The organism is Dorea longicatena (assembly GCF_025150085.1).
Lineage (GTDB): Bacteria > Bacillota > Clostridia > Lachnospirales > Lachnospiraceae > Dorea_A > Dorea_A longicatena.
The window spans coordinates 2,069,409-2,084,904 of record NZ_CP102280.1; the positions used below are offsets into that span (position 1 = coordinate 2,069,409).

The window sequence follows — 15,496 nt, forward strand, 5'->3', positions numbered from 1 at the left end:
CCTGGTCATCCTTACTTGCTTCATCATAGATTCCTACAACCTGGAACCCTGCCTGCTTTGCAGTACGGATTGCATGAATGACATCTTCGAATACAACCGTCTCCTCCGGACGGGTTCCGAGATATTCTGCTGCCCGCAGATAAATATCCGGCTTCGTCTTTCCCGCACCGACCTCTTCACAGGTAAAGATCCGGTCAAAATATTTTGCAATTCCCAGACGCTCAAATGCCATCTCTATCTCTTTTTTATTATTGGATGATGCAACCGTCATTGGGATATTATGCTTATCAAGCTTTTCCAGAAGTTCCTTCACTCCACTCTTTAATAGTGCGGTTTTCTTATAATAATTGCTGATGATGTCCAGAACTCCCTGCACAATTTCTTCCGGCTCCTGGGACAGATGATAATGTTCTTTTACATATGCTGCACCTTCCTGGATGCTCATTGTAAATAACACCGTCCCAAGATCCGGCTCTGCCTCTATACCGATACTGTTCAGATAACGGACTCCTACGTCTTCCCAGATCTCCATGGAATCCAGAAGGGTTCCGTCTACATCAAATATTGCTCCTTTTATCATGCTTTCACCATTTCTCCTGTTAAACTTTTTAGTTTCTCTGTCGCTTTTTTAATATCTTTTTCTGCAAATATCGCACTGATCACGGCAATTCCACAGATTCCGGTTCCTGCAAGCTCTGATACATTTTCTTTACTGATTCCGCCGATTGCGATTACCGGAATGTCTACCGCATCACAGATTGCTTTTAATGTCTCACGACTTACCTCAGCAACATCGGCTTTCGAATTTGTATGGAATACTGCTCCGACTCCCAGATAATCAGCTCCTCTCTTTTCGGCAAGAACTGCCTGTTCTACCGTCTGTGCAGATACACCGATGATCTTATCCGGTCCAAGCTTTGCTCTTACGTCGTCTGCTTCCATATCACTCTGTCCGACATGTACACCATCGGCGTCCATTTCCAGTGCAATATCTACATTGTCATTGATCACAAACGGCACCCGGTATCTGGCACAAAGTTCTTTGATTTCTTTTGCTTCTTTCAGGAAATGTGCTTCATCCAGTTCTTTTTCTCTCAGCTGTACGAATGTCGTACCGCCTTCCAGCGTTTTCTCTACCTGACTGTATAACGTCTCACCATTTAACCAGTGGCGATCTGTCACCGCATACAGAAGTAAATCTTCTTTTTTCATCTTTTTACACATATGTTCTGTCTTCTCCTTCATCTGATCTTTTTCGAGCTCCTTATCTGATCTCATATTTTGCACCTTTATCCAATGTCTCTTTATCCATATTGTAGATAGCATCAATGATACGGTTGCGGTAAGTAGCGTTACCGTCACCTTTCTGCATATAACTCCATCCGATCTCTCCGGCCAGCCCCATTGTACATACAGCTGCTGCAGCTGCTTCCAGTTTCTGTTCCGGATTCGCTGTTAAGAACGCTGTCATCATTCCCGATAACTGACATCCTGTTCCCGTAATCTTTCCCATCTCCGGACGACCGTTGCGGATCACATAGCATCGGTCTGCATCACTTACCAGGTCAATCGCACCTGTAATCGCAACGATACATCCCGCCTTTTTGGCAAATGCTTTGGTAAATGCAATACCTTCTTCCAGATTCTCTTCTGTTACGGCATCTGTCACATCTGCATCTACCCCTTTTGTTGTTCCGCTGCCCTGTGCCAGTGTTTTTACTTCCGAGATATTTCCACGGATCACATCGAACCTGATCTTCTCCATCAGTTCTACAGCTGTATTCGTCCGAAGTGTGCTCGCTCCTGCTCCGACCGGATCCAATAACGTTGCATGCCCCAGCTCATTGGCACGCGCTCCGGCTGCGAACATTCCCTCAATACTTCTTTTGCTCAAAGTACCAATGTTGATATTCAGCCCTCCGCAGATTGAAGTGATTTCCTTTACATCCTCCGGTTCATCTGACATGATCGGGCTTCCACCACAGGCTAACAATACATTCGCAACGTCATTTACCGTTACATAATTGGTGATGTTGTGTACCAACGGTACATTCTTTCTTACATTTTCGATACAGTTTCCTAACATATTTTCTTCCTCCTGTTATTCATGTATTCCCGATTTTTCCATCTACAGGACCTGCCACCTCCAGGGCCTGCCACTGGCAGCCCCTTACGGATACTTTGGTAACTGGCAGCTCCTTTCGAATGCATGGTAATCAAAAAAGGACAGATCTACCTGTTTTTCAGATACATCTGCCCTGTCGGCAACTTTTCTTTCCCTACGTTGGCATGATCCAAATCAGTTTCCCGGGTCAAGACATCTTTAGTCTACTCTCAGCCCGCTCAGATTACGGACTCCCCTTTTCCTTTAATGACCTCCATTATACTACGCTTTTAATATTTGCGCAATGTATCATGACTGTCATCTGTTGTATTGTCAATATTTTTGATCACGATATAATATCCGTCATTTCCGTTGGTCTTAACAAGTACACGGTCTCCGACCTTATGTCCCTGTATCGCTTTGCCGAGTGGTGATTCAATACTGATCAGGCCCTGAAGGGAATTCCCCCTGATACTGGTTACAAGACGATATGTCTCTGTCTCATCATCATCTTCAAAATAGACCTCGACCGTATTATTGATTCCGACTTCATCTGCTTTCGATGTATCTGATACGATCTTCGCATTCTTAAGCATTCTCTCCAGATAACGGATACGGCTTTCATTTCGGTTCTTATCCTGTTTTGCTGCCTTGTACTCAAAGTTCTCGCTTAAGTCGCCCTGCGCTCTTGCCTCTTTTACAGCTTCCAGTTCTTTCTTACGCACAACAATCTTGCGGTATTCAATCTCTTCTTTGATCTTCTTAACATCACTTTCGGTTAACTGTTCTCCCATGAAAATGCACTTCCCTTCTTCTCTCCGTATATTATAATACTCTGATACACGCTCTGCAAATTCTAAATCAATCCATAATGCTCCATCGCCTTATAAAGCCCGTCATTCTCCACTGTATCTGTAATGTATTCTGCATATGGCTCCAGAACCGGATCATGATGCCCCATGATCACTCCATGTCCGGCAGCTTTGATCATATCAAGGTCATTGCTGCTATCTCCGAATGCATAGATTTCATCATCAGCCAGATGCAGTTCTTTCTGTATGTACTCAATTGCAGTTGCCTTGGAATACTCTTTCTGTACACATTCATAGACACCTCCCAGACGGTCGATATGGTTAAATACATCTTCTGTTTCTTTAAAGAATCGTTCTCCATCTGCCATCTTATCTATATAGATCAGTATCTTATCAAAATCATAGCCTGTATCTTCCATTGCCTGTTCTCTTCCAAGCCCAAGTCCTGCCATATACCTTCTGCTGCTTTCTACCGGCTCCAGTCTGGAGATCCGGTTCGAATAATAGATATCCTCTGTTCCTTCCAGAAATCCTTCTACTTTACAGTCCTTCATGCTTTTAATAATTTCACGTCCTCTTTCATAGGGAATCGAATGATGAAACACAACCTGTTCTCCATAGATCAGATGCGTTCCGCATCCACACAGGAATCCATCAAATGATATCCTCTTTATCATCGGTGGTACACTGCATATGGTACGCCCGGTATTGATAAATGTCTTGTGACCGTTCTCCTGTGCCTTATGTAATGCCTCCAGTGCACTTTCCGGTATTTTATGTGTAATCTCACTTAAAATTGTTCCATCAATATCAAAAAATAATGCTGACATAATTTCCTCCATGATCTGTACTGCCAGTTTTTTAATCTTCCTGATCTGTCACCGACTTTTTTACAAGCGTCCGGCACAAAAAACTGACATCGTCTATTATAAATAAACGGTTCGCTCTTTTCAATAGATACAGCGGTTTCTATCTTCCATTTTCGACAAATATCTGGTAGTATAAATATATTATCTATAGAGCATGAAGTACAATAGTATGCACTTCACTGTTTTAAAACAGGAGGTATTCATTATGATTACATTAGAACATTTTGATGAAGTCGACATGAGAGTTGGCACTATTACAGCTGTATCGTTGAATAAAAGGGCAAGAAAACCTGCTTATAAAATCACCGTAGATCTCGGCGATTTCGGAACCAAGAACAGCTCCGCTCAGTTAACCAACTATGAGCCTGAAGAACTGGTTGGAAAGCAGGTAGTCTGTGTATGCAACTTTGAACCCATGAGAATCGGTGATGTAAAAAGTGAAGTACGTCTGCTCGGAAGTGATACCGATGAAGGATGTATCCTTCTTACTTCTCTGACTCCGGTGAAAAACGGAAGTAAAATATTTTAAATCGCCCAGGACTTGCCACCGGCAGCTTCTTCCAAATACCTGGTAAATGTAAAACAGGGTCAGAGAACCGTTCTTCTCTGACCCTGTTTTTTATTCATATCTTACATTAATTTTCTGAACAGATCTTTCAGATCTTCTACGCTTGCATCTTTCGGGTTACCCGGTGCACATGCATCTGCGTGAGCGGATTCAGCAAGGAACTGAAGGTCTTCTTCTTTCAGAGCTTCCAGTTTTGTAGGAATTCCGACATCAACAGATAATTTACGTACAGCATCTACTGCTGCTTTTCTGTATTCTTCTACAGACATATCATCTACGCCTTCAACGCCCATTGCTTTTGCGATTTCTTTATATTTCTCTCCTGTGCATTCTGCATTGTATTCCATAACGATTGGAAGCATCATTGCACACGCAACACCATGTGGTGTATCATATACAGCTCCAAGTGTATGAGCCATAGAATGTGCGATTCCAAGACCTACGTTAGAGAATCCCATTCCTGCGATATACTGTCCGAGTGCCATGCCCTCGCGTCCTTCTTTTTCATTGGCAACTGCACTTCTTAAAGATTTGGAAATGAGTTCGATTGCTTTCAAGTGGAACATATCTGTCATTTCCCATGCTGCCTTTGTTGTATATCCTTCAATTGCATGTGTCAGGGCATCCATACCTGTCGAAGCTGTCAGTCCCTTTGGCATAGAAGACATCATCTCCGGATCTACGACTGCGATAACAGGCATGTCGTGCGGATCTACACAGACGAATTTTCTCTTCTTCTCGACATCAGTGATAACATAGTTGATCGTTACCTCTGCTGCTGTTCCTGCTGTTGTAGGCACTGCAATGATCGGAACACATGGATTCTTGGTTGGTGCTGTTCCTTCCAGACTTCTTACATCTTCGAATTCCGGATTGGCAATGATGATACCGATTGCTTTGGATGTATCCATAGAAGATCCTCCGCCGATTGCGATAATATAATCAGCTCCCGCTTTCTTAAATGCCTCAACTCCGTGCTGTACATTCTGAATCGTCGGATTTGGTTTAATGTCAGAATATAATTCATATTCCAGTCCTGCATCATCAAGTACTTTTGTTACCTTTGTTGTCACATTGAATTTGATCAGATCCGGGTCTGAACATACCAGTGCTTTTTTCAGTCCTCTTACTTTAACTTCTGCTACAATCTCTTTGATTGCTCCTGCTCCGTGAAATGATGTCTGGTTTAAATTAATTCTGTTTGCCATGATAACTGACACTCCTTTTATACATATTCTTTATTCGCGATGCGAAATATTTTTATTTTCTTGTTATCCGCATCTCTTTTCTTTATGTCTTTATTTTAACAACCTTTTTCTTGTTATGAAAGTTACAAAGTGATTATTTTGTAACTTTTGCATGTTACACTTTTGTTATTTTGTAACTTTTTATGCTTTGTTCACAATACCATTCATTTTTATTTGTTATATAAATAACTTTGTTCTGTCCAGCAACAGCCATCGGAAGCTTCCTTCGAACGCATGGCGATACCAAAAAACACTTCTCTCGCATACTTTGGTATAAAAAAAGAACTCCCTTTTACAGGAGTTCTAATTTCTTAAATAGTGTTTCCAGCTCTGCCGGCATTGCTGCAACCAGATTTCTCGCCATCTCTTCCGGGCGCTTTTTCATATCTCCAAGTACCCACTGCGTTGTCATATATACAGATCCCTGACAATACATTTCCAGTTGGAAATGCAGATTCTCAGGAATTGGCTGTTTTGTCTTTTCCTGAATCTGGTTCTCATAGAATCTTAAGATCAGCTGAAAATCATGATCTCGCAGACAATTCTGATCATCATTACGAAAAGCAGCTTTGAAGAATAATTTTTCTTCTTCTATATAATGAAACTTATTAACAAGACCTTCATAAGCCGTCTTACCTTCTCCCATATGCTGGAACGATTCCAACAGGATCCGGTCAAAATACCAGTTGATCAGATCATATTTATCCTGAAAATTCCGGTAAAATGTCTGCCTTGTCGTTCCGCATTCTGTTACGATTTCTTTTACCGTAATCTTTTCTACCGGCATCTTCTTCATACAGTTTTTCATAGCGTCCGCCAGACGGTATTTCATTTTATCATGTTTTGTTTCTTCCAATTATATCATCCCCAGTTAGAATACTTTTGTCGTCCACTTACTCATGTCCCACACTTCATTCACTACATCCTGATAAAACTCAGGTTCGTGGCAGATTAAAAGAATACTTCCTCTGTACTCCTGCAAAGCTTTTTTCAACGAATCCTTTGCGTCCACATCCAGATGGTTTGTAGGTTCGTCCAGAAGTAATATATTCGTATCCCTGTTGATCAGCTTACAAAGTCTGACTTTCGCCTGTTCTCCACCGCTTAATACTCTGACCTGACTTTCAATATGCTTCGTTGTCAGTCCACATTTTGCCAGCGCAGAACGGACTTCATATTGTGTAAATGAAGGAAACTCCTGCCAGATCTCATCAATACAGGTTGTCTTATTCTCTCCTTTTACTTCCTGCTCAAAGTAACCAATCTCCAGATTCTCTCCCAGTTCGCAACTTCCGGATAACGATGGGATCAATCCCAGAATACTCTTCAATAATGTAGTCTTACCTATTCCGTTCGTTCCGACAAGTGCAATCTTCTGTCCACGCTCCATACTGAAGTTCAATGGTTTCGATAACGGTTCATCATATCCCGTCACCAGATCATGTGTCTCGAATAACATCTTTCCGGGTGTCCGTCCATAACGGAAATGAAATTCCGGCTTTGGTTTCTCTGCCGCCAGCTCGATCACATCCATCTTATCCAGTTTCTTCTGTCTGGACATCGCCATATTTCTGGTAGATACACGTGCCTTATTACGTGCCACGAAATCTTTCAGCTCACTGATCTCCTGCTGCTGTCTTCTGTAAGCAGCTTCCAGCTGCGCTTTCTTCACTGCATAGACTTCCTGGAAGTGATCATAATCTCCCACATAACGGTTCAGTTCCTGATTCTCCATATGATAAATGATATTGACCACTTCGTTTAAGAATGGAATATCATGCGAGATCAGAATAAATGCATTCTCATAATCCAGAAGATAGCGCTTCAACCATGCAATATGTTCCTCATCCAGGTAGTTGGTCGGCTCATCCAGAAGCAGGATATCCGGCTTTTCCAATAACAGTTTTGCAAGAAGGACTTTCGTTCTCTGTCCTCCGCTTAAGTCTGTAACATCACGGTCCAGACCCAGATCCAGAAGTCCGAGTGCTCTTGCCACTTCCTCTACCTTTGCATCAATCGTATAGAAATCGTGCAACGTAAGCTCATCCTGAATGGTTCCGAGTTCGTCCATCAGACGGTTCATCTCTTCTTCATCTGCCGTTCCAAGCAGATCACAGATTTCATTCATACGCTGTTCTTTCTGAAGCAGCGGATCGAATGCAGATTTTAACACGTCACGGATGGTCATTCCCTTTTCGAGGACCGCATGCTGATCCAGATATCCTGCATGTACATTCTTAGACCATTCTACTTTTCCTTCATCCGGCACAAGCTTTCCGGTCACAATATTCATAAAGGTAGATTTTCCCTCTCCGTTGGCTCCTACAAGACCGATGTGTTCTCCCTTTAAAAGTCGAAAAGAAACATCTGAGAATATGGCTCTGTCCCCGAAACCATGTGTCAGATGTTCAACATTTAATATACTCATAAATTTCTCCCTGATTATTCACTTTTTTAATTTGAAAAGATGCCAGCAAACTCTCTGCTGACATCTACATTATAACGTTTCAACCAGGACCTTGCAATCATAATATATTCCGGTTTGATTCGTACATTCTGTATTACATCTGCATTATATCGCTTTACAGAAAATACTCCTCTTCATCCCGCCATATTTTTCCTTCGTCATCACCTGTTCATACTGTAATTTCAGGAATGTATTCACACTTGCCACATTGTCCGGATGTGCCGTTCCAAGCAGATAATGATATCCCTGTTCTTTCAGAATCTGTTCTGACTCTTCCATCATCTTTCTCTGCAACCCCTGTCCGCGGTATTCTTTTCTTACCATGGCAATCTCCATATGTGCCGACTGCTTTCGCTGTTCTTCATCAAATTTCAGATCGTATCCGAGATTCTCATCCCCAAGATTCTTTGCCCGTGCGATAAAGACACCTGCCAGTCTGCCATCACATATTGCCTTTAATCCAAAGCCACCAGTCATCATATAGCTTGTTACTTCCTCATCGCTATCCAGACTGAACCATTCCTTATTCGGAAGTTCACTATAGATTTCATGGATCATTCGAAGAATATCCGGTATATCCTGCTCTGTTACAACTGCTATCTCATTCATATATCTTCTCCGTTCATTTTTGTTGTTTACAGTATCATACTGTAAATATGTTCATCTGTAAATAGATGAACTTTTATCGAATATGCAATGCAAAAAACCCCGTGGGACAGCTTCTTCTGCCTCACGGGGTTCTCCTTTTTCCACTAACCGTTCATTCTATCTACAGAATGCATGACGGTTCAAATGTTCCGGTAAACTTCCATGTCATATCTTCTTCTGCCGGAAGATACGTTACATTCGGTCTCCATGTTCCAACTACTACATTTTCCGAATTCACCCACAGACAATATTCTTCTCTGTATGATGTATTCAGAAGTCCCACAGAAAGATACAATGCATCTTCATCAAACGCATAAGATACCGCATGATATCTCTTCGTAAAATCATTCGGATACATATCATTACATTTCCAGTCCTTATATCCTGCAAAAAGAATCTTCTTTTCTCCTGCCACAGTAAGTTCCAGTTTTAATTCCTCTCCTACCGTTGAAATCACTGCCGACTCAATTTGTCTTGGATTCTCTGTAAACACAATTCTTTTATTTAATAGTTTCTTTGTTGCTTCATTTGTGTCTTTTTTGTCACCTTCCGGCTTCGGAAGTGTCAGATGTACCAGTTTCTCTTCCAGTTTTTCCTGTGCCTCTTCCAGATTTTCTTTTTCACACGGGATCTGAACTGCTTCTTTTATGTATTTCAGACAGATATCTGCTGCCAGATATTCCGATGCCCCTGCCGTGATTCCGATTGCAACCGGATAATCACGAAAACAGATCAGATACTGTCCAAATGCTCCTTCTGCCGCAAAAATCTCTTTTCCGGCCTTGATATGATAAGCATAATGCGTCAGTGCTTTCTTCTCATCTTCCGGAATCACAACGCGCATCTTTCCTATCTCTTCGGTCCACCATGCCGGTATCAGCTGCTCTCCATTCCATTCACCTTTTTGAAGCAGAAGCTGTGCCAGTGCAGAGATCTTTCCTGCAGTCAGGTACATTCCCCATCCACCGGTGTTGTGTCCTTCCGGACTGGTCAGCCAGTTGATCTCACCAAATCCCATCTTGTCAAATACACGCTCCTGCATCAGTGCCAGACAGTTTTTTCCCATAACCTTTGTGACAATTCTTGAAAGTGTATAACTACATCCGGAATCATAATGGAATGCTTTTCCGATATCTTCTCTTATCTTCGGCTGTTTTAACCAGTTTGTCTCCCAGTCTCTTGTAAGCTTCGAAAACCATACATTATTGCAGCATTCTTTGGAACCTGCCTGCATGGTAAGCAGATGATAGATCGTCAGATCTTCCAGTGCCGGATCGTATTCTTCCGGAAGTTCATCTCTTACATAATCAAGCAGTTTATCTTCCAGATGAATCTTCCCCTCATCGAGTGCAAATCCCAGACAAATACTTGTTCCGATTTTTGAAAGTGAATGCATCATCTGCGGCTTCTCCAGTGAGAACGGCTCCCATGCACCCTCTAAGATAACTTTTCCATCAAACCGTACTGAGATACTGTGGATTTCCACTGTCTGTTCCAGTTCCGTTAACATCTCTGTCAATTTCTCCGGATTCAGTCCCAGTTCACCTGGTTTTACATAAGTTGCCGCCATCTTACTTTTCCTCCTTTTTTACAGATGGATCCCAGAGTGAAGTCTCGATACGGATACCACCTTTCTTTGTCAAATAGATTCCGATCAGTATCAGTGCAAGCATAACAATAACCGCTGCTACTGCATAAGATACTTTAATACTGAAAATACCCTTTACAAAGATAACTGTATAAATGATGATACTTACAGTACAGAATGTATATAATGCCCCATTTGAAAAATGGAATTTATTCTTTGCCCATGCTTCCGGATATCTTTTTGGAAGTCTTGAAATTGCATATACAACAGTCACATTCATGAAGAATGTAATTACCTGGAAAATGTTTGTGATTGTTACAATGCTCATATCCGTAACGATTGGGATCAGAACAACGATCAGTGTGTATGTATAAATCAGATACGGTGCTCCAAAACGATTCTCTTTTAAAATAAACTTTGGAAGCCATCCGTCTTTTGCAGCCTGTGCAAGAGGATATCTGACATCATTGAATACACCGTTCAGTGTAGTAATGATCGCCATGATTGGTCCGCCGATCATGAAAATCTTATATACTGCACCAGGAAGGATTGCCTGCGCTGCCGGTAAGATTGTCGGTGCTCCTGCAACTTCATCATGCGGAAGCACACCGCCTGTTACCATGGCAAGCCCCACATAGATGAACAGAAGGCATGGCACACATGCCATACTTGCAAACGGTACATCCTTTGTCGCTTTCTTTGCATCTTTTCCGTACCAGAGGATATTGTAATATCCATTTGCTGAGTTGATCAGAAGTAATGCAGCAAGCATGAATCCTTTAAAGCCTCCGGTAAACATCTTATCCCCAGAGAACTGGAAGATCGGCTGCTTGATCTGTGTCAGTCCAAAGATAACATAAAGTACCATCGTGATCAACAAGATCGTTGATAAGATCTTACTAACCTTTGCAAAAATATCCATTCCCAGAAGGTTTAATACAAATAAGATGCAGATTCCCACAACAGCAATTGCTTTTACTGTAATTCCCGGAAGAAGATTATTTACATACAAGCCTAATGCCAGTGCAAAAGAGCTGTTCAGGATTGGAGTTACAAGCTTCGTATACGCTACCAGTCCTCCTGCACTTACACCGGATAAATTTGTTACAATCGAGTAAGGTCCCCCTGCCACTCTCATAGTTCCCCCAAGGATAATATACGGAAATACCATAAAAAATCCCATAACGATAGCTGTCAGATATGCCAGCCATACGGAATATCCTGTCATTGCCATCGCCGGTCCGATCAATGTTACCATTCCTGATCCAATTACCATTCCTACCGCAATAGCAAAGAGATCTCCTCGCTCCAATATACCAGGCTTTGGTTCCGGAGTGTTCACGATTAAGTTCTTGTTACTCATTTTTCTTTCTCCTTTGTCCTTTACTCTTATCATTTATTTTTTATTATTTATAAATGATAATGTATCCATAATCAAATTGTAATCAAAAGCGCCGGACTTGTCAATCGTTAATCACAAGTTCGACGTTTTACATAATTTTTACTTTATTTTTTGTGCATATTTACTTTTCAAATTCCGTCAATACATCCTCTAAGCTTCGTTCTATATGCTGATGCATCTTCATCGCTGCTTCCATGGTATCGCATTTTTTCATACTTTCTACAATACCCTCATGTTCTTTCAACGATTTTTTTGCATACTCTGCTTCTGTCATCTTTACTCCCATCGATAATCCGCTCCAGAGTTCCGAAAGCATTTTCTTTAATTTTTCATTCCCGGCAGCTATCCATATCTCCATGTGAAGCGACTGATTCAGCTTCGAATAGTTCTCATAATCCTGTTTCTCTATCATCTCTTTCGAAACAGTTAATACCTGCTCGATCCGGCTCATATCAATGCGGTTCTTACAACACAATACACACGCTTCACTTTCCAGTGCCGCCCGGATCTGGAAATGTTCTCTGAGCGTTGTCTCATTGATTCCCAGTACCGTTGCTCCTTTGTTCTGTTGCAGATCTATCAAGCCGTCCCTTTCTAGAATCTGGAATGCCTCTCTGACTGGTGTAATGGAGACCCCAAGCTCTTGGGCCGTACTTTCCAGAGTTAACACTTCTCCTTCTGTAATCTGTCTTGAGATAATCGCCTTTCTAAGTGCTGCCGCCACTCTTTCCCTTGCCGGTAACATTTTTATCGGTTTTAAACCAAGCATTTTTTATTCTCCTTATCAAAGTTTTCCTTGTGTTTATATTGTATACATTATTATCTATAATGTAAACCCTTTTTCTTTAATAAGTCTTCCGTTGATTTTTGCTCATATTCTCGCGTTCTTTCTCATTTTATGTTATAATTTTCTTAAAAACTTAAGGAGGTTTTACTATGAGCCATATTTCCTATGCCTTCAATCATTCTGACATAGAAGCAACCGCTTACGCTCTTACCGTTCTGCCTCGTCTTGGACTTGCAGAATCAGAAGCCCAGGCAGAAATTAATTATCAACTCTGTTGTTCTGCGGCGAAAAAATTGATTAATCACGCCACAGATATTACACCCGACGAATTTCGTACCATTATTGCAGCACTCCAGGCTGCCAAACTCATCATTCTTGGTGATATCGAAGTCGATGCAAAAACATGCAGCGAATGCAAGAGTTATTTCTTTACGATCAACAAATTATTATCCACCTTTGAAAAGCAATTATTGCAGGAATAAGATCAACTGAACTACAGATAAAGCTGCCGATGGCAGCTTTATCTGTATGCTTTGCTATGCAAAGAAAAACCCCGGAAACATTGCATTTCCGGGGCTGCTGTGTACTTCTTTTTTGTATATCTCGAATGATTCGTATAAATTATCTCTTTGAGAACTGTGGTGCTCTACGAGCTGCTTTGAGACCGTATTTCTTACGTTCTTTCATACGTGGATCACGTGTAAGGAATCCAGCTTTCTTAAGAACTGGTCTGTAATCAGCATCAGCCTCAAGAAGTGCTCTTGCAACACCGTGACGGATTGCTCCAGCCTGTCCTGTGTATCCACCACCCTTAACATTAACGATTACATCAAATTTTCCTTCTGTGTCTGTTGCAGCTAATGGCTGGCGAACAACAACCTTTAATGTCTCAAGTCCAAAATACTCATCGATATCTCTTTTATTGATAGTAATTTTACCTGTTCCTGGTACTAAATATACTCTAGCAACAGATTTTTTTCTTCTACCTGTTCCGTAAAATTTTGCAGTAGCCATTGTAAAATCCTCCTTTTAACCTTTCTTAGAATTTCAGTTCAACTGGTTTCTGAGCCTGCTGAGCGTGCTCTGGTCCAGCGTATACGTGAAGTTTCTTGATCATAGATCTTCCTAAAGGTCCCTTTGGAAGCATTCCCTTAACAGCAAGTTCGATAACCTTCTCTGGTTTCTTAGCCATCATCTCTGCTAATGTAGTCTCTTTCATTCCACCTACATATTCAGAGTGATTGTAATAAATCTTCTGATTCAGTTTCTTACCTGTTACATTAACCTTTTCTGCATTTACAACGATTACATAATCGCCTGTATCAACGTGTGGTGTGAACTCCGGTTTGTTCTTTCCTCTTAAAACCTTAGCAACTTCTGATGCTAAACGTCCTAATGTATATTCCGAAGCGTCAACTACATACCATTTTCTTTCAATCTTATCTGGATTAGCCATATAAGTTTTCATTGTGGTTTACCTCCTGTGAATCATTAACATTTTCATGATAATATATCAGAATCAGCAAGATTCCGGGGCTTTGGCCTCTTACTGTTTCTCCTTTTGTCATACTTGCTTATTATATTATACTGTACCGTGTGTGTCAACTGTTTTTTGACATATTTTTCTTATATTTTTACTTATTTTCGTTGATCAAATGTACTTTTCCCGAGAATCTTCCCGTACATTTTTCATACTAAAATTTTAAATACTGTACACTATATGGTTTCAGTTCAAGCTGACCATTCATCGTAACCGTTTCCCCGGTCAGCAGATCTGCTGCCGTTCCATTCAGTTCTCCTGCATTGGCAGTGTATGGATAATCCGCAGCATTGATTGCAACGATCACTCGTTCTTTCTCTGAGCAGCGCTCGAATACCAGCTGATGATTCTGGATCACTACATTCTTATAAGCACCATTGCAAAGTGCATCACTTTCCTGGCGTACACGGATCAGTTTCTTAATAAACTCTGTCAGCTCATTTGGCTTTGGTTCTTCAAAGCAAGGGCGAAGCGCATAGTCATTATCCGGTGCTTTCTCCCCCGGCTCAGCCCATTCACTTCCATAATACAGGCACGGGATTCCCGGCATACCCATAAGCAGTCCGTATGCCAGCGGAATATGTTTCTTATTCGTCAGAATGCTTGCCAGTCTTGTAACATCATGATTATCCACAAATGTCATCAGGTGCTTTCCTCTGTAAATACACCACTGATCACTTCCGAACTGGCGGTGCAGGGAATGTGCGATCTCGAACATATTCATACTGTTAAAGCTGGAATATAATCCCTTGTAGCACTCATAATTCGTGCAGCTGTGAAGCATCTCATCATTCACGATAATATTATAATCGCCAAACAATACCTCTCCGATCAGTGCAAAGTCCGGTTTTAATTCCTGTGTATAAGAGCGGAGACGTTTCATGAAATTGTGATCCAGACTATAAGCCACATCCAGACGGAGACCGTCGATATCAAATTCGTCAATCCAGTATTTTACACATTCCATCAGATAATCTACGACTGCCGAATTCTGAAGGTTTAATTTGACCAGCTCAAAATGGCCTTCCCATCCTTCATACCAGAATCCGTCATTATAGCAGCTGTTGCCGTCAAAGCTGATATGGAACCAGTCTTTGTACGGTGAATCCCATTTCTTCTCCTGTACATCTTTAAATGCCCAGAAGCCTCGTCCCACATGGTTAAATACACCATCCAGTACAATTTTTACGTTATGTTTATGCAGATCTTCACAGACCTCTTTAAAATCTTCATTCGTTCCAAGCCTGCAGTCGATCGTCTTAAAATCTCTTGTATCATATCCATGATTGTCCGATTCAAAGATCGGATTTAACAGAATTGAATCTACTCCTAATGTCTGAAGATACTCAGACCAGTCCATAAGTTTGCGGATACGAGGAACACACACACCGTCATTGTGCACTGGTGCCCCACAGAATCCGATCGGATAAATCTGATAAAAAATACTATTGTAAGCCCACATTA

The 15,496-nt window shown here is 41.4% G+C and carries 16 protein-coding genes and 1 pseudogene; 2 read left to right on the forward strand and 15 right to left on the reverse strand.

Going from position 1 to position 15,496, the window contains the following annotated elements; genetic code table 11:
• Window positions 1-40 precede the first annotated feature (40 nt).
• The 5 genes and pseudogenes from NQ508_RS14450 to NQ508_RS09875 all read right to left on the reverse strand — a co-directional run.
• Window positions 41-580: pseudogene (locus NQ508_RS14450) on the reverse strand (HAD family hydrolase); the annotation flags it as partial.
• Complete coding sequence (thiE, locus tag NQ508_RS09860; protein WP_173785120.1) at window positions 577-1,224, reverse strand: thiamine phosphate synthase; 648 nt, start codon at window positions 1,222-1,224, stop codon at window positions 577-579. The gene thiE and the pseudogene NQ508_RS14450, both read right to left, overlap by 4 nt.
• A 40-nt stretch (window positions 1,225-1,264) precedes the next feature.
• The gene (thiM, locus tag NQ508_RS09865) at window positions 1,265-2,086 is read right to left on the reverse strand and encodes a hydroxyethylthiazole kinase (protein ID WP_006427810.1); all 822 of its coding nucleotides are present in this window, start codon (window positions 2,084-2,086) and stop codon (window positions 1,265-1,267) included.
• Window positions 2,087-2,394: 308 nt separating this feature from the next.
• Window positions 2,395-2,898: a transcription elongation factor GreA gene (gene greA, locus NQ508_RS09870; protein WP_006427809.1), complete on the reverse strand. Its 504-nt coding sequence runs from the start codon at window positions 2,896-2,898 to the stop codon at window positions 2,395-2,397.
• Window positions 2,899-2,960: 62 nt separating this feature from the next.
• Window positions 2,961-3,746, reverse strand: a complete 786-nt coding sequence (locus tag NQ508_RS09875; RefSeq protein ID WP_022416363.1) for an HAD family hydrolase — start codon at window positions 3,744-3,746, stop codon at window positions 2,961-2,963.
• Window positions 3,747-3,990: 244 nt separating this feature from the next.
• Here NQ508_RS09875 and NQ508_RS09880 point away from each other — a divergent pair, with 244 nt between their 5' ends.
• Window positions 3,991-4,314 carry a tRNA-binding protein gene (locus NQ508_RS09880; RefSeq protein ID WP_044920133.1) on the forward strand — a complete coding sequence of 108 codons (324 nt, stop codon included), beginning with the start codon at window positions 3,991-3,993 and terminating at the stop codon, window positions 4,312-4,314.
• A 101-nt stretch (window positions 4,315-4,415) separates the two neighbouring features.
• Here the strand turns inward: NQ508_RS09880 and fucO are convergent, their stop codons facing one another.
• From fucO to NQ508_RS09915, 7 genes are all read right to left on the reverse strand, one after another.
• The gene (gene fucO, locus NQ508_RS09885) at window positions 4,416-5,561 is read right to left on the reverse strand and encodes a lactaldehyde reductase (RefSeq protein WP_006427806.1); all 1,146 of its coding nucleotides are present in this window, start codon (window positions 5,559-5,561) and stop codon (window positions 4,416-4,418) included.
• A 331-nt stretch (window positions 5,562-5,892) separates the two neighbouring features.
• A complete protein-coding gene (locus NQ508_RS09890; protein ID WP_006427805.1) occupies window positions 5,893-6,432 on the reverse strand; it encodes a TetR/AcrR family transcriptional regulator C-terminal domain-containing protein in 540 nt (179 codons plus the stop codon).
• A 39-nt stretch (window positions 6,433-6,471) separates the two neighbouring features.
• Window positions 6,472-8,028 carry an ABC-F family ATP-binding cassette domain-containing protein gene (locus NQ508_RS09895; RefSeq protein WP_006427804.1) on the reverse strand — a complete coding sequence of 519 codons (1,557 nt, stop codon included), beginning with the start codon at window positions 8,026-8,028 and terminating at the stop codon, window positions 6,472-6,474.
• 144 nt (window positions 8,029-8,172) lie between these two features.
• Complete coding sequence (locus NQ508_RS09900; protein ID WP_006427803.1) at window positions 8,173-8,676, reverse strand: GNAT family N-acetyltransferase; 504 nt, start codon at window positions 8,674-8,676, stop codon at window positions 8,173-8,175.
• 160 nt (window positions 8,677-8,836) lie between these two features.
• Window positions 8,837-10,285, reverse strand: a complete 1,449-nt coding sequence (locus tag NQ508_RS09905; protein ID WP_006427802.1) for a serine hydrolase domain-containing protein — start codon at window positions 10,283-10,285, stop codon at window positions 8,837-8,839.
• Between the two features lies 1 nt (window position 10,286).
• Entirely contained in the window at window positions 10,287-11,666 is a 1,380-nt protein-coding gene (locus tag NQ508_RS09910; protein WP_044920131.1) for an APC family permease, read from the reverse strand.
• 160 nt (window positions 11,667-11,826) lie between these two features.
• Window positions 11,827-12,474: a GntR family transcriptional regulator gene (locus NQ508_RS09915; protein ID WP_006427800.1), complete on the reverse strand. Its 648-nt coding sequence runs from the start codon at window positions 12,472-12,474 to the stop codon at window positions 11,827-11,829.
• Window positions 12,475-12,641: 167 nt separating this feature from the next.
• Between NQ508_RS09915 and NQ508_RS09920 the strand changes: the two genes are divergently transcribed.
• Window positions 12,642-12,974 carry a hypothetical protein gene (locus NQ508_RS09920; RefSeq protein WP_006427799.1) on the forward strand — a complete coding sequence of 111 codons (333 nt, stop codon included), beginning with the start codon at window positions 12,642-12,644 and terminating at the stop codon, window positions 12,972-12,974.
• A gap of 139 nt (window positions 12,975-13,113) precedes the next feature.
• On the opposite strand, the gene rpsI is transcribed toward NQ508_RS09920, so the two are convergent.
• The 3 genes from rpsI to NQ508_RS09935 form a co-directional block, all read right to left on the reverse strand.
• The gene (gene rpsI / locus NQ508_RS09925) at window positions 13,114-13,506 is read right to left on the reverse strand and encodes a 30S ribosomal protein S9 (protein ID WP_006427798.1); all 393 of its coding nucleotides are present in this window, start codon (window positions 13,504-13,506) and stop codon (window positions 13,114-13,116) included.
• A 25-nt stretch (window positions 13,507-13,531) separates the two neighbouring features.
• Window positions 13,532-13,960 carry a 50S ribosomal protein L13 gene (gene rplM, locus NQ508_RS09930; protein WP_006427797.1) on the reverse strand — a complete coding sequence of 143 codons (429 nt, stop codon included), beginning with the start codon at window positions 13,958-13,960 and terminating at the stop codon, window positions 13,532-13,534.
• Between the two features lie 226 nt (window positions 13,961-14,186).
• Window positions 14,187-15,494 (reverse strand): alpha-amylase family glycosyl hydrolase, encoded by a 1,308-nt coding sequence (locus tag NQ508_RS09935; RefSeq protein WP_006427796.1) that lies wholly within the window; start codon window positions 15,492-15,494, stop codon window positions 14,187-14,189.
• Window positions 15,495-15,496 lie beyond the last annotated feature (2 nt).